General features: G+C 62.3%; 13 protein-coding genes. 9 read left to right on the plus strand and 4 right to left on the minus strand.

Features of this window, described 5'->3' with window-relative positions; translation table 11 throughout:
- The 5 genes from ABE522_RS10235 to ABE522_RS10255 all read left to right on the plus strand — a co-directional run bounded on the left by ABE522_RS10235 (position 1) and on the right by ABE522_RS10255 (position 5,298).
- A complete protein-coding gene (locus ABE522_RS10235) occupies positions 1-939 on the plus strand; it encodes a glycosyltransferase (RefSeq protein ID WP_346591626.1) in 939 nt (312 codons plus the stop codon).
- Positions 923-1,321: a GtrA family protein gene (locus ABE522_RS10240; protein ID WP_225212072.1), complete on the plus strand. Its 399-nt coding sequence runs from the start codon at positions 923-925 to the stop codon at positions 1,319-1,321. The genes ABE522_RS10235 and ABE522_RS10240 overlap by 17 nt, the downstream gene beginning before the upstream one ends.
- The gene (locus tag ABE522_RS10245; RefSeq protein WP_346591600.1) at positions 1,318-1,917 is read left to right on the plus strand and encodes a hypothetical protein; all 600 of its coding nucleotides are present in this window, start codon (positions 1,318-1,320) and stop codon (positions 1,915-1,917) included. Before ABE522_RS10240 ends, ABE522_RS10245 begins: the two co-directional genes overlap by 4 nt.
- An 18-nt stretch (positions 1,918-1,935) precedes the next feature.
- Positions 1,936-4,002, plus strand: coding sequence for a DUF6311 domain-containing protein (locus ABE522_RS10250; protein ID WP_346591601.1), 2,067 nt, complete (start codon positions 1,936-1,938; stop codon positions 4,000-4,002).
- 129 nt (positions 4,003-4,131) lie between these two features.
- On the plus strand, positions 4,132-5,298 hold the full coding sequence (locus ABE522_RS10255; RefSeq protein ID WP_346591602.1) for a nucleotide sugar dehydrogenase: 1,167 nt from the start codon (positions 4,132-4,134) through the stop codon (positions 5,296-5,298).
- A gap of 85 nt (positions 5,299-5,383) precedes the next feature.
- On the opposite strand, the gene ABE522_RS10260 is transcribed toward ABE522_RS10255, so the two are convergent.
- The 4 genes from ABE522_RS10260 to ABE522_RS10275 form a co-directional block, all read right to left on the minus strand.
- A complete protein-coding gene (locus ABE522_RS10260) occupies positions 5,384-6,787 on the minus strand; it encodes a mannose-1-phosphate guanylyltransferase/mannose-6-phosphate isomerase (RefSeq protein ID WP_346591603.1) in 1,404 nt (467 codons plus the stop codon).
- Positions 6,788-6,803: 16 nt separating this feature from the next.
- Entirely contained in the window at positions 6,804-8,162 is a 1,359-nt protein-coding gene (locus ABE522_RS10265; RefSeq protein ID WP_346591604.1) for a phosphohexomutase domain-containing protein, read from the minus strand.
- A gap of 144 nt (positions 8,163-8,306) precedes the next feature.
- Entirely contained in the window at positions 8,307-9,248 is a 942-nt protein-coding gene (locus ABE522_RS10270; RefSeq protein WP_346591605.1) for an electron transfer flavoprotein subunit alpha/FixB family protein, read from the minus strand.
- Positions 9,248-10,009: an electron transfer flavoprotein subunit beta/FixA family protein gene (locus ABE522_RS10275; RefSeq protein ID WP_101100276.1), complete on the minus strand. Its 762-nt coding sequence runs from the start codon at positions 10,007-10,009 to the stop codon at positions 9,248-9,250. The genes ABE522_RS10270 and ABE522_RS10275 overlap by 1 nt, the downstream gene beginning before the upstream one ends.
- A 261-nt stretch (positions 10,010-10,270) precedes the next feature.
- On the opposite strand from ABE522_RS10275, the gene rfbB reads away from it, so the two are divergent.
- The 4 genes from rfbB to rfbD are packed head-to-tail and all read left to right on the plus strand — an operon-like array spanning position 10,271 to position 13,689.
- Positions 10,271-11,326 carry a dTDP-glucose 4,6-dehydratase gene (gene rfbB, locus ABE522_RS10280; protein ID WP_346591606.1) on the plus strand — a complete coding sequence of 352 codons (1,056 nt, stop codon included), beginning with the start codon at positions 10,271-10,273 and terminating at the stop codon, positions 11,324-11,326.
- A gap of 22 nt (positions 11,327-11,348) precedes the next feature.
- Entirely contained in the window at positions 11,349-12,242 is an 894-nt protein-coding gene (rfbA, locus tag ABE522_RS10285; RefSeq protein WP_346591607.1) for a glucose-1-phosphate thymidylyltransferase RfbA, read from the plus strand.
- Complete coding sequence (gene rfbC / locus ABE522_RS10290; RefSeq protein ID WP_346591608.1) at positions 12,239-12,796, plus strand: dTDP-4-dehydrorhamnose 3,5-epimerase; 558 nt, start codon at positions 12,239-12,241, stop codon at positions 12,794-12,796. Before rfbA ends, rfbC begins: the two co-directional genes overlap by 4 nt.
- Positions 12,793-13,689, plus strand: coding sequence for a dTDP-4-dehydrorhamnose reductase (gene rfbD / locus ABE522_RS10295; protein ID WP_346591609.1), 897 nt, complete (start codon positions 12,793-12,795; stop codon positions 13,687-13,689). The genes rfbC and rfbD overlap by 4 nt, the downstream gene beginning before the upstream one ends.

Raw genomic sequence — 13,689 nt, forward strand, 5'->3', positions numbered from 1 at the left:
ATGCGGACCGTCGTGGTGATGCCGGTGTATGAAGATGTGGAAGCATCTTCCATCCTGTTCCGGAATCTGGCGGCCAGCCAAGGGTTGGATACCTATGTCGTGGCCGTCGATGACGGTTCCGTTCGACGCCCCTTGGATGTATCGGCGATCGAGGCGGCGGGCTTGGAGGGTGTTGTAGTACGCCTGCGTCGCAATGTCGGGCATCAGCGCGCGATTGCCATCGGCCTCAGCTATGTCGCCGAGACATTCGGTGAAGATGTCATCGTGGTCGCCATGGATTCTGATGGTGAGGACACACCGGAAAGCATTTCCCAACTGGTCCAGGGGCTTGCGTCCGATGATGTCGACGTCGTCGTGGCAACGCGCAGAAGTCGCGTGGAGTCGCTCAAGTTCAAGGCGTTCTATATCGTCTACAAATGGCTGTTCTCGCTGCTCAGTGGTCGACATATCAGCTTCGGCAATTTCATGGCGGCGAAAATGCCGGCGGTCCGTCGCCTGGCCTCCATGCAGGAGACCTGGACTCATGTCGCGGCTTCAGTGCTGAGTTCCAAGCTGCGCATCCAGACCTGTGCGCTTGACCGCGGTTCCCGCTATGCCGGTCGTAGCAAGATGAACTTCGTGGGGCTTGCGCTGCACGGTTTCCGCGCCCTGATGGTGTTCGCCGAAGACGTCCTGGTACGGGTGGGGATTGCGTGCACCCTGGTGGCGGGGCTTTCGGTCGCCGGCGGGGTAATCGCGATGCTGCTGAAGGCATTGGGCTTTGCAACCCCGGGCTGGTTCTCGCTCGCGTTCGGAATCCTGTTGCTTGTGTTCCTGCAGACAGCCGCACTGACTCTGATCATCCTGCTGCTGTCAGGCATGTTGCGCAGCGGCGGCGTGCTGGGCACAGGCAGCTACCATGAGTTCGTGGAGGAGGTGCGTCATGCCCGCCGCCGTTGACGGTGTCCTGGGCGGGCAGGTGGTGCGGTATCTGATCAACGGAGTTGTTGCGACAGTCGTCCACTATGGCGTGCTGCAGTTCAACATCGAAGTGCTGAACATCCAGTTGGCGAGTGTGGCCAACGCCATCGCGGCGGTGTTCGGCATCACGGTTTCGTTCATTGGCAGCCGTTACTTCGTCTTCCGGGGCCAGCAGTCGAGCGTCGTGAAGCAGGGGGCGCACTTCATCATGGTCTATGTGCTTATTGCACTGCTGCACGCCACTGTCATGTATGTCTGGGCCGATCATCTGGGCATGGACTACCGGATCGGCTTCCTGCTGGCCACCGGCATGCAGATGGTGCTGAGCTTCCTCGCCAACAAATTCCTGGTGTTCAAATGAACAAGTACCTGCGCGCATTTCTTGCGACTGCGATCTTCGTCGTTGCATTGCTGCTGATTTACTACGTACACATGCGTTACCTGCGGGTAAGTGTGGTGCTGTACGCCAGCATCCTGGATGCCATTGTTGCGCTTGTGGTGGTCTTTGCCGGCCTGTACCTGCTGAAATGGTTTCGCGATTTCAGCCGACTCGAACTGATCCAGTTGGCGGCGATCTGGCTGCTGGGCGGTTATCTTTTCGCGATATCCATTCCCACCGTGATCGATCGATCGCTCTCTTTCTACATCCTGGAGAAGCTTGACCAGCGGGGGGGAGGTATTCGCGAAGATGCGTTTCGGCAGGTATTCACCGAAGAGTATGTGCGGGAGCATCACCTGGTCGAGGTCCGTCTCACCGAACAGTTGCAGTCCGGGACCATCGAGATACAGTCTGGCTGCGTGAAGCTCACCCCGCGTGGCAAGCGTCTGGCTGGTTTCAGCCGTTTCTATCGTCAGAATCTCCTGCCTACGCATCGCCTGCTTATGGGTCAATACACCGACGCCCTGACCGATCCGTTCAGGAACAGCCGAATGTCGTCAGACTATCGGTGCCATTGAGTAGCCGGACCGAAAAGAATGTCGATCTCCGATCCTCCTGCAGGCGCACGCCCGCACTCCACCGTCGCTTCGCGTTGGTTGGCCCCCCTGTTGTTGTTCGCCGTGGGATTCATCCTGGTTCCATGGGCGCATACGTGCCAGCTGTCCTGCGTGCCGGGCGACATGGCAGACGCTCGATTCAACGGCGTGGTGCTCGAGCACTTCTATCGCTGGTTGATCGGGCTGGACACCAGCCTGCTCAGTCCTTCGTTCTTCTACCCGGTCCCGGGGGCGCTCACTTTCTCCGACAACCATTGGGGAACAGCGTGGATCTACTCTGCATACAGGGCGCTGGGTTGGGACCGGTACCAGGCGTTCGACCTCTGGTACCTGACAGGCTTCGTCGCGAACTACGTGGTCTGCCATGTTGTTTTCCGCCGGCTGCGGTTCTCCCCCCTGGCCAGTGCGGTCGCGGCGTTTGCCTTCACCTTTGCCATGCCGGTACTTGCCCGGCACGGTCATGCTCAGTTGACCTATCGTTTCCTGATGCCCGTTGCGCTGCTGTTGTGGCAGCGTTTTTCAGTGGACGGACGCTGGCGCTGGATTGCCGGGCTGGCCGTTGCGGTGGTCGCCCAGTTCTACGCGTCGATCTATCTGGGATATTTCACCCTGCTGCTGCTGGTGGCATGGTGCCTGGCCCAATGGGCGATCGAGGGCGTGGGGCCGCGTCGCTGGATGGCTCAGCTGTTGCAATGGAGGCAGGCATCCGTCCGTCGCGAACTGCTTCTGGTGGGGATCACCCTCTTGGCCGCGGCTGCAGCGATGATCGCGCTGATGTATCCCTACCTTCATTACTCGAAGTTGTATGGATTCGGCCGTGGCGTGGAGGAAGTGTTGTCGCTGCTGCCAAGACCGCAGAGCTACCTGCTGGCGGACTACTCCGCGCTCTGGCATGTGCCAAGCAGTTGGATCGGGCATGACGTTCCGATGCGCCACGAGCAGCAGATATTCTTTGGTGTGGGCATCCTGGGATTGGCGGCGCTTGGCTTGCTGCGTTCCGGGTCGCGCGTGCGCTGGGTCGCCGTTTCATCTGTCGTGATACTGATGCTACTGACGATGGCAGTCGGCGGCCATTCGCTGTATCTGTTCCTGGCTGAGCTGCCGGGAATCGGCTCCATCCGTGCAATGGCCCGCATAGGCCTTGTGCTGGTGCTGCCGCTGTCGTTGCTGGTGGCACTGGGGGTCGAGTCCGTTCGTACCGGCGCACTGGCATGGAAGATCGTCGCTGCGATGTTCGCGCTGATGATGGTGGTGGAAGCCGCAACGCTGCGCACCGACAAGTTCGGCAGGGCCCAGGCCATCGAACGCATCGAAGCGCTCCGCGGCCGGCTTCCCTCTGCGATGCCGGACCACGCCATCCTGTTCAATCCGGCGGGACCGGGGGTCAACCCGGCTGTCTCCGAGCTGGACGGTGTCATCCTGGCACAGGATCTCGGCAGGCCCACTCTGAATGGCTATTCGGGCAACATCGCGCCGGGATACCATGCGCGCGATAATGTCGCGCCCTGCGTCCAGGCCCTGTATCGTATTACCGCTGCCACCGGCAATGGGGGAGTAGCGGCGGCGGACAAGGCGGCGGTGGGTGCATTGGAGAACATCGTGGTACTCGATCCGCTGTCCTGCAAGGTACACGCCAGCGAGGTACTCGACCTGGCCAATGCTGCCGGTGTGTCCATTCAGGTTGCTTCCATGAGCAAGAGTCCTGCGGGCGGTTACCTCGTATCGGTTCGGGTAATCAACAATACCGCGATGGCATTGAATACTCAGGATGGGCTTCCGCAACCGCTACGGCTGTCCTGGCAACTTTCCGGCGACGGCGCTCCTCTGGATCCGGGGGCATGGTCTACGCGTGTCGACCTTGCCGGTTCCGGGATTCTCGCGCCCCAGGAGGTCCGTGAGGTATCGTTCCTGATACCGGAGGCCGCCGCTGGGCAGCAGATCGGGATCAGTGCCGTGCTCGAAGGCCGAGCGTGGTTGCACGATCATGGTCTTGTCCCTACCACCGTTCCAGTGGGTGGCAGTGAGCGCTCCGTTGCGGTTCACTGACGCCGCGGACGCACCCCGGTGCGCTGTTCGCTCAGGCAATGAGTTCGGGAAGGTGCGGCAGCAGCCTCCTACGCGCGCGGCCCGACCCCGCACGAGCTATTACTACATCATGATTTGAATCGAGGCACGATGAAAATTGCAATCGCGGGTACCGGTTATGTTGGGCTTTCGAACGGTGTGCTGCTCGCCACGCACCACGAAGTGGTTGCCCTCGACCTGATCGCAGAAAAGGTCGAAAAGCTCAATCGGGGGCAGTCGCCCATCGTGGATGCGGATATCGAGAAGGCGCTTGCCGGCGGCCAACTCAACTTCCGCGCCACGCTGGATCCGCGCGACGCGTACGAAGGGGCTGACTTCGTGATCATCGCGACGCCGACCGATTATGACCCGGTCACGAACTACTTCAATACGCGTTCGATCGAGTCGGTCATCGCGCAGGTCTTGGAGATCAATCCGGCTGCGACGATGATCGTCAAGTCGACGATTCCGGTGGGCTTCACCTCCAAGGCACGCGAGCAGTTCGGGACACGCAACATCATCTTCTCGCCGGAGTTCCTGCGCGAGGGCCGTGCGCTGCACGACAATCTCCATCCTTCCCGGATCATCGTGGGTGACCACACCGAAGCGGCGAAGACGTTCGCATCGCTGTTGCAGGAAGGTGCTGAAAAGAAGGATGTCGCGGTACTTTTCACGGATTCGACCGAAGCAGAAGCGATCAAGTTGTTTGCCAACACCTACCTGGCGATGCGCGTTTCCTACTTCAATGAGCTGGATACCTATGCCCAGACCCATGGACTGGATAGTCGACAGATAATCGAAGGTATTTCGCTGGACCCGCGGATCGGGGGAGGGTACAACAATCCCTCATTCGGCTATGGCGGGTATTGCTTGCCGAAGGATACCAAGCAGCTGCTGGCCAACTACCAGGCCGTACCGCAGAACCTGATCCGCGCCATTGTCGAGTCCAACACGACTCGAAAGGACTTCATCGCTGCGGATATCCTCGCCCGCAATCCGAAGGTTGTTGGCGTCTATCGACTGATCATGAAGGCCGGGTCGGACAACTTCAGGTCTTCGAGCATCCAGGGAATCATGAAGCGGATCAAGGCAAAGGGCATCGAGGTGATCGTGCACGAGCCCGCCCTCGATGCCGACGAATTCTTCAATTCCCGGGTTGTGAACGATCTGGCTGATTTCAAGGCGCAGTCGGACGTGATCATCAGCAACCGGATGGCGGATGCGCTCGTCGATGTCGCGGACAAGGTTTACACGCGCGATCTTTTCGGTGACAACTGAGCGGATGTGTTGATTGCCTGACGGGCAAGAAAGAAAGGGCCGGGTATCGCTACCCGGCCCTTTCAGCATCACCGTTCCAGTCGAATCAAGCGCGGCCGTAGCTGTCCTCGAACCGCACGATATCGTCCTCGCCCAGGTAACTCCCGGACTGCACTTCGATCAGCTCCAGAGGCAGCCTGCCCGGATTCTTCAGCCGGTGCGTCACGCCCAGCGGGATGTAGGTGCTCTGGTTCTCGCTCAGCAGGATGACTTCGTCACCACGGGTCACCTCGGCGGTGCCGCTGACCACGATCCAGTGCTCTGCGCGATGATGATGCATCTGCAGGCTCAGTGTCGCGCCCGGCTTGACCGTGATGCGCTTGACCTGGAACCGCGCGCCGTTATCGATGGAGTCATACGCGCCCCACGGACGATAGACCTTGCGATGCGCCGCCGCCTCGCTTCGACCATCCCGTTTGATCTGTCCGACGATCTCCTTGACGTCCTGAACGCGATCCTTGTGGCCGACGAACACGGCGTCGTCGGTTTCGACGACGACCACATCCCGCAGTCCGACCATGGTGATCAGGCGGCTGCCGTAGGCGTAGCTGTCCTTGCAGTCCAACGCGATGACGTCGCCGTGGTAGGCATTGCCATCCGCATCCTTGTCGGAAACGTCCCACAGCGCGGACCACGAGCCTACGTCGTTCCAACCCGCATCAAGCGGCACGACGGCGGCGTCGGCGGTTTTTTCCATGACAGCGTAGTCAATCGAATCGTTCGGGCTGGCGGCGAAGGCATCGGCATCCAGGCGGACGAAATCGCTGTCCCGGCTGGCTTTGTCCAACGCCGCACGGCAGGCAGCGAGGATCGCCGGCTGCAGTGCTTCCAGTTCGGCCAGGTAGCGGGAGGCCTTGAACAGGAACATGCCGCTGTTCCAGTAGTACTCGCCCGAGGCGACGTACTGCTCCGCAGTCTGCAGGTCGGGCTTCTCCACGAAGCGCTCGACCGCGCGGACGCCGTCACCGCTCACCGCTTTGATGTAGCCATATCCCGTTTCCGGCGCGGTCGGCACGATGCCGAACGTGACCAGTTTGCCTGCATCCGCCGCGACGGCGGCCTGCTGCACCGCCGCGTGGAACGCGGGCTCGTTGCGGACAACGTGGTCCGACGGAAGTACCAGCAGCAGCGCATCATCGCCAGCGGATAGTGCCTGCAGCGCAGCGATGGCGATTGCCGGAGCCGTATTTCGCCCGATCGGCTCCAGGATCAGCGCCTGCGGCGAGGCATCGCACTCACGCAGCTGCTCGGCTGCCATGAAGCGGTGTTCCTGGTTGGCCACAACGATCGGCGGCTTCCCGGCAATGGAGGCAACACGCTTCCACGTCGCCTGCAGCATGGTGTCATCACCGACCAAGGGGAGGAACTGCTTCGGATATGCCTCGCGCGAAAGCGGCCAGAGGCGGGTGCCGGAACCGCCGGAAAGGATCACGGGAACAATGGGCAGCATGTTGTTTCTTCCTGAATCAGTGATTGGCTGGACTGCCGCCGATCAGGGCGGTCAGTTCATCGGTACGGGACTGCAGCAGCGCGGCGTCACCACGGGTTTCAACGTTCAGCCGCAGCAGCGGCTCGGTATTGGAGCTGCGCAGGTTGAAGCGCCATTCGGCGAACTCGGCGCTGATGCCGTCGGTTTTGTCGATGGCCGGTTGCTGGCTCTCGTAGTGCGCCATTACCCGTGCGACCGTGGCCTTGGCATCATCGACGCGGAAGTTGATCTCTCCGCTGCAGGGGAATGCCTGCATGCGGTCGGCGACCAGTTCGCCCAGCGTCTTGCCGGTGCTGGAGACCAGGCCGGCGATCAAAAGCCAGGGAATCATGCCTGAATCGCAATAGGAGAATTCGCGGAAATAATGGTGTGCGCTCATCTCGCCGCCGTAAATCGCGTCTTCCGCGCGCATGCGCTCCTTGATGAAGGCATGGCCGGTTTTGCTCATGATCGGGACTCCGCCGGCCTGTTCGGCCATCTCCACGGTGTTCCAGGTCAGGCGTGGATCATGGATGACCTTGCCGCCGGGGCTGCGTGCGATCAATGTGGAAGCCAGCAGGCCGACCAGGTAGTAGCCTTCGATGAAGCTGCCTTCGGCGTCGAAGAAGAAGCAGCGGTCGAAGTCGCCGTCCCAGGCGATGCCAAAGTCGGCGCCGTGCTCCCGCACCGCGTCACGCGTAGCGGCACGGTTTTCCTGCAGCAGCGGATTCGGGATGCCGTTGGGGAAGCTGCCATCAGGCTGGTGCTGGATGCTGATGAATTCGAAAGGCAGGTGCGGGGCCAGCTCGTCGATGACGATGCCCGCGCCGCCATTGCCGGCATTGGTGACGATCTTCAGTGGCTTGAGCTGGCCGACGTCGACATAACCGAGCAGGTGCTTGATGTAGGCGGACTTGTCAGCATCCCGGGTGACGCGGCCCTGGCCGGTGCCCAGCGGCGCATCGGAGGCGGCGAAGTCGCGGATGGTGAACAGCCCGGTATCACCGCTGATCGGTTTGGCGTCCTCGCGGACCAGCTTCATGCCGTTGTAGTCCATCGGGTTATGGCTGGCGGTGACCATGATGCCGCCGGCTGCCTTGCGATGGAATGTCTGGAAATAGACTTCCTCGGTCCCGCACAGCCCGATGTCGACCACGTCGCGGCCGCTGGCGGTAAGCCCTTCGATCGCCGCAGCGTGGAGCTCCGGGCTGCTGAGTCGGATGTCATGACCGACGACAACGGGACCCGGGCCCAGCAGGGCGGCCGTGCCGGCACCGATGCGGCGGGCGAGAGCCGCGTCCAGTTCATCCGGAACGCGACCACGGATGTCATAGGCTTTGAAGCACGGAAGGGTCATCAATGCAGTCCTCACGGAGTTGACCCCTGATTATAACGATAGCTTCCGCAAGGACGGGTGATACAGGCCGTATCCTTGCGAAACGTGTCCCGCGACGAATGACGCTGGATAACCCATTGATTATCCAGCGTCTGGATGCATCGCTCAGCCCAGTGCGGCTTCCAACTCCGGGAGCAGGGTGAACAGATCCCCCACCAGGCCGATATCGGCAATTTCAAAGATCGGCGAATCCGGATCCTTGTTGATCGCGACGATGGTTCCCGCATCCTTGATACCGGTCAGGTGCTGGATGGCACCACTGATGCCGATCGCTACATAGAGCTCCGGCGCGATGATCTTGCCGGTCTGGCCGACCTGCAGCTCATTGGGCACGTAACCGGCGTCCACCGCAGCGCGCGAGGCACCGACGGCGGCGCCCAGCTTGTCGGCCAGCTGGTAGATCACCTTGAAGTTCTCTTCAGAACCGACGCCGCGGCCACCGGAGACCACCCGCTTGGCGCTCTGCAGGTCGGGGCGGTCGCTGCTGGCGGCGGCCAGGCCGACGAAGCGGGTGTGGGTCGGCAGGGTGGCCTCCACGCTCAGCGCTTCCACGCTGGCGCTGCCGCCTTGGGCGGCTTCCGGCCACGACGCACTGCGCACGGTGGCAACCACGATCTGGTCGGCCGGGGCCTCGACGGTGATGATCGCGTTGCCGGCGTAGATCGGGCGCTTGAAGGTATGGCTGCCTTCCACGGTCATCAGGTCGGACACCTGGGCGACGCCCAGCAGGGCGGCCACGCAGGGCATCAGGTCCTTGCCGAAGGTGGTGGACGGGCCGAACACGTGGCTGTAACCGGCGGCGGCCTTGGCGATCTGCGGCGCCAGCACCTGCGCGATCGGGTTCGCGTTGGCGGCGTTGGCCACGGTCAGCACCTTGCTGACACCGCTGATCTTTGCCGCCTCAGCCGCAACGGCGGCGGGGTCGGCAGCCAGCACCAGTACGTGCACTTCGGCACCGCTGATCGCGGAAGCCGCGCTGACGGTCTTGGCGGTGGCGGCGTTGAGCTTGCCGTCGTGGTGCTCGGCGATGACGAGAATCGTGCTCATTACAGCAACCCCTTCTGCTTGAGTGCGGCTACCAGTTCGGCGGCATCCTTGACCATCACGCCCTTGCTGCGTTTGCCCGGTGCGGCATAGGTGGTGGTCTTCAGGGTATCCACGGCATCAACGCCCAGATCCGCCAGCTGCAGGGTTTCCAGCGGCTTGGCCTTGGCCTTCATGATGTCGGGCAGCTTGATGAAGCGCGGCTCGTTCAGGCGCAGGTCGGTGGTGACCACGGCCGGCAGGTCCACTTCCAGCGTTTCCAGGCCGGCATCGACTTCACGGGTCACCGTGGCCTTGCGGTCGGCGCCCGCTTCTCCGGAAATTTCCAGCTTGCTGGCGAAGGTCGCCTGCGGGCGGCCCCAGATCGTGGCCAGCATCTGGCCGGTCTGGCTGGCGTCGTCATCGATGGCCTGCTTGCCCAGGATGACCAGCTCCGGCTGTTCCTTCTCGATCAGCTTGAGCAGGGCACGCGCGGCAGTGAGCGGCTGGATGGCCTGGTCGGTCACGATGTGGATGGCGCGGTTGGCGCCCATGGCCAAGCCGTTGCGCAGGTGCGCCTGGGCGTCGGCCGGGGCAATGGTGGCGACGATGACTTCGCTGGCGATGCCTTTGTCGCGCAGGCGAAGGGCTTCTTCCAGGGCGATTTCATCAAAGGGGTTCGGCGACAGCTTGACGCCGTCGGTCACCACGCCGGAGCCGTCCGGCTTGACCTGAATGCGGACGTTGTAGTCCACCACGCGCTTGTACGCGACGAGGATTTTCATCTGGTACGGGTCCTTCACTATCGGGGGTCGTCCGGTCCTGGCAGCAGCAACCGGTTCGGGGGTGGGACCCCGATTCTAACTGGCGATTGGCGACCATGCGAATGCGTATGGTGCGGTCAGTTCATTGCTGCAGTGCGACATCGGTGCAGGGCCTCCATTCACGGTCCATGCCCAGAGCGTGGCGGTGCGCGTTGTATGCTGTTTCGCTGAACACGCTACGGCTCAACGCACAGTCAGTGCACAGATCAGGAGAACTAGGTAGTGTCCACTTGGCTTGTCACCGGCGGCGCCGGCTTCATTGGCGGAAATTTCGTCCTCGACGCCGTGACCCGCGGAGTGAAGGTCGTCAATCTCGATGCCCTCACCTATGCCGGCAACCTCAAGACCTTGAGCAGCCTGGAAGGCCATCGCGGCCATGTGTTCGTGGAAGGTGACATAGCTGACAGTGCGCTGGTCCAGCGGCTGCTGGATGAGCATCAGCCGGACGCGGTCCTTAACTTCGCCGCCGAAAGCCACGTCGACCGTTCCATCGACGGCCCGGGTGCCTTCATCCAGACCAACGTGGTCGGTACGCTCGGTCTGCTGGAAGCGGTGCGCGACTACTGGAAAGCATTGCCGGCAGACAAGGGCGCGGCGTTCCGCTTCCTGCACGTGTCCACCGATGAGGTGTATGGCACCCTCGGTGAAACCGGCAAGTTCAGCGAGACCACGCCGTACGCGCCGAACTCGCCGTACGCGGCCTCCAAAGCGGCCTCGGACCACCTGGTGCGCGCGTTCCACCACACCTACGGGCTGCCGGTGCTCACCACCAACTGCTCGAACAACTACGGGCCGTACCACTTCCCGGAGAAACTCATTCCGCTGGTGATCGCCAAGGCGCTGGCCGGCGAGCCGTTGCCGGTATACGGCGATGGCAAGCAGGTGCGTGACTGGCTGTTCGTGTCCGATCACTGCGAAGCGATCCGCACCGTGCTGGCCAAGGGCCGCATCGGCGAAACCTATAATGTCGGCGGCAATTCGGAAAAGCAGAATATCGAAGTGGTGCAGGCGATCTGCGCATTGCTGGATGCGCGTCGCCCGCGCGAAGACGGCCAGCCGCGCAGCAGCCAGATCACCCATGTCGCCGACCGCCCGGGCCATGACCGTCGCTACGCGATCGATGCGTCCAAACTGAAGGACGAACTGGGCTGGGAGCCGGCCTATACCTTCGAGCAGGGCATCGGCTTCACCGTCGACTGGTACCTGGACAATCAGGAATGGGTAAACGGCGTGCTGGATGGCAGTTACCGCCTGCAGCGCATCGGCGCCACCGCCTGAGCCCACAAAGGACCACGTACCCATGACGCAGACGCAGCGTAAAGGCATCATCCTGGCCGGGGGCTCCGGCACCCGGCTGTATCCGATCACCAAGGGCGTCGGCAAGCAGTTGCTGCCGGTGTACGACAAGCCGATGATCTATTACCCGCTCAGCGTGCTGATGCTGGCGGGCATCCGTGAAGTCCTGATCATCAATACCCCGCATGAGCAGGCGCTGTTCCAGCAGCTGCTGGGCGACGGTTCGCAATGGGGCATGGACATCCAGTACGCCGCCCAACCGAGCCCGGATGGCCTGGCCCAGGCGTTTCTGATCGGCCGCGAATTTCTGGACGGCAGACCAAGCTGCCTGGTGCTCGGCGACAACGTATTCCATGGCCATGGCCTGACGGAAGTGCTCAAGCGTGCTGACGCGCGCGCGAACGGCGCGACCGTGTTCGGCTACTGGGTCAACGATCCGGAACGCTACGGCGTGGCTGAGTTCGACAAGGACGGCAGGGTGATCGGGCTGGTGGAAAAACCGGCCACGCCGCGCTCGAACTATGCGGTGACCGGTCTGTATTTCTACGACGGCAAGGCCAGCCAATATGCGGCTGAGTTGAAGCCCTCCGCGCGTGGCGAACTGGAGATCACCGACCTCAACCAGCGCTACCTGGACGAGGGTGCATTGCACCTGGAGCCGCTGGGCCGCGGTTATGCGTGGCTGGACACCGGCACCCACCAGTCGCTGCTTGAAGCGTCCAATTTCATCGAGACCATCCAGACCCGCCAGGGCCTGCAGGTGTGCTGCCCGGAAGAGATCGCACTGGGCAATGGGTGGATAGATGTGGCCCAGCTCGAAGCCCTGGCCGCGCCACTGATCAAGAATGCCTACGGCCAATACCTGCACCAGCTCGCACTCAGGGGTTCGGTTCCATGAAAGTCATCGAGACCCGCCTGGCGGGCTGTGTGGTCCTCGAGCCACGCGTTCATGGGGATGCACGCGGATTCTTCTTCGAAGGCTGGAATCGCGAACGTTTCTCTGCACAAGGCCTTCCGATGGACTTCGTGCAGAGCAATATCTCATCGTCGTCGCGTGGCGTGTTGCGCGGCCTGCATTACCAGTGGCCGCGTCCACAGGGAAAACTGGTGAGCGTTCTGGAGGGCGAGGTCTACGACGTCGCCGTGGATATCCGACGTGGATCGCCCACCTTTGGCCACTGGGAGGCGGTGGTATTGAGCGCCGAGAACAAGCGGCAGTTCTGGATACCAGAGGGGTTTGCCCATGGCTTCGCCGTGCTGTCGGAGCGCGCGCTTTTCCATTACCTGTGCACCGAGGTGTATGTAGCCGACGCTGACGCCAGCGTTCGCTGGAATGACGCCGACATCGCAGTGGATTGGCCGATCAGCGTCCCGCAGCTGTCGGCCAAGGATGAATCCGCGCCCTTCCTTGCCGATATCGCGGTAGACCGGCTGCCGGTTTTCGCCGCATGACGATCCTCGTGTTCGGCGGCAACGGCCAGCTCGGCCGAGAGCTGCTGCGTGCGCTGTCTTCCTTGGGCACGGTTGTGGCCACCACGCGCAGCGGCACGTTGACCGACGGTAGCACCTGTGAGGTTGCGGACTTCAATCAGCCCGATTCACTGGTTGCGCTGTTGGGCCGCGTGCGCCCCGATATCGTCGTCAACGCCGCCGCCTACACGGCGGTGGACAAGGCGGAACAGGACGCTGAAGCTGCCTTCCGTGCCAACGCCGAGGCACCCGGCGTGATCGCGCGCTGGTGCGCGCGGGCCGGTGTGCCGTTCGTGCATTACTCCACCGATTATGTGTTCGATGGTGAAGGCACCGCACCCTATCGCGAAGACCAGCCAACGGCCCCGCTGGGTGTATATGGCACAAGCAAGCGTGATGGCGAAGACCGCGTGCGTGCGGCCGGCGGTCGCCACCTGATCTTCCGCACGGCGTGGGTGTATGCCGCACACGGCAACAATTTCCTGAGGACCATGCTGCGTATGGGGACCGAGCGTCCTGCGCTGCGTGTCGTGGCCGACCAGATTGGTACGCCGACACCCGCAGCGTTGATTGCTGACGTCACCGCGCAGGCACTGCAGCATGCGGGTGGCCTGTCCGGCACGTGGCATCTCACAGCTTCCGGCCAGACCAGCTGGCATGGGTTTGCCGAGGCGATTTTCGCAGAAGCCCTTGCGCGTGGCGTACTGCCCAAGGTGCCGAGCGTGGAAGCGATTGCCAGCTCGGAATACCCGACGTCGGCCAAGCGACCGTCATGGTCAGTGCTGGACAACAGCAAACTGCAGCAGGATTTCGACATCCTGCTGCCGGATTGGCAGGAAGGGCTCAAGCGGGTAATCGGGGAGCTCACACCTTGA

This window comes from Stenotrophomonas lacuserhaii (genome assembly GCF_039674585.1).
Classification (GTDB): domain Bacteria; phylum Pseudomonadota; class Gammaproteobacteria; order Xanthomonadales; family Xanthomonadaceae; genus Stenotrophomonas; species Stenotrophomonas pennii_A.

Excerpts from the sequence above, each read along its gene's own strand:
- ABE522_RS10235 (WP_346591626.1), top strand. The coding sequence starts at position 1 with ATGCGGACCGTCGTGGTGATGCCGGTGTATGAAGATGTGGAAGCATCT.
- ABE522_RS10240 (WP_225212072.1), top strand. The coding sequence starts at position 923 with ATGCCCGCCGCCGTTGACGGTGTCCTGGGCGGGCAGGTGGTGCGGTAT.
- ABE522_RS10245 (WP_346591600.1), top strand. The coding sequence starts at position 1,318 with ATGAACAAGTACCTGCGCGCATTTCTTGCGACTGCGATCTTCGTCGTT.
- ABE522_RS10250 (WP_346591601.1), top strand. The coding sequence starts at position 1,936 with ATGTCGATCTCCGATCCTCCTGCAGGCGCACGCCCGCACTCCACCGTC.
- ABE522_RS10255 (WP_346591602.1), top strand. The coding sequence starts at position 4,132 with ATGAAAATTGCAATCGCGGGTACCGGTTATGTTGGGCTTTCGAACGGT.
- ABE522_RS10260 (WP_346591603.1), bottom strand. The coding sequence starts at position 6,787 with ATGCTGCCCATTGTTCCCGTGATCCTTTCCGGCGGTTCCGGCACCCGC.
- ABE522_RS10265 (WP_346591604.1), bottom strand. The coding sequence starts at position 8,162 with ATGACCCTTCCGTGCTTCAAAGCCTATGACATCCGTGGTCGCGTTCCG.
- ABE522_RS10270 (WP_346591605.1), bottom strand. The coding sequence starts at position 9,248 with ATGAGCACGATTCTCGTCATCGCCGAGCACCACGACGGCAAGCTCAAC.
- ABE522_RS10275 (WP_101100276.1), bottom strand. The coding sequence starts at position 10,009 with ATGAAAATCCTCGTCGCGTACAAGCGCGTGGTGGACTACAACGTCCGC.
- rfbA (WP_346591607.1), top strand. The coding sequence starts at position 11,349 with ATGACGCAGACGCAGCGTAAAGGCATCATCCTGGCCGGGGGCTCCGGC.
- rfbC (WP_346591608.1), top strand. The coding sequence starts at position 12,239 with ATGAAAGTCATCGAGACCCGCCTGGCGGGCTGTGTGGTCCTCGAGCCA.
- rfbD (WP_346591609.1), top strand. The coding sequence starts at position 12,793 with ATGACGATCCTCGTGTTCGGCGGCAACGGCCAGCTCGGCCGAGAGCTG.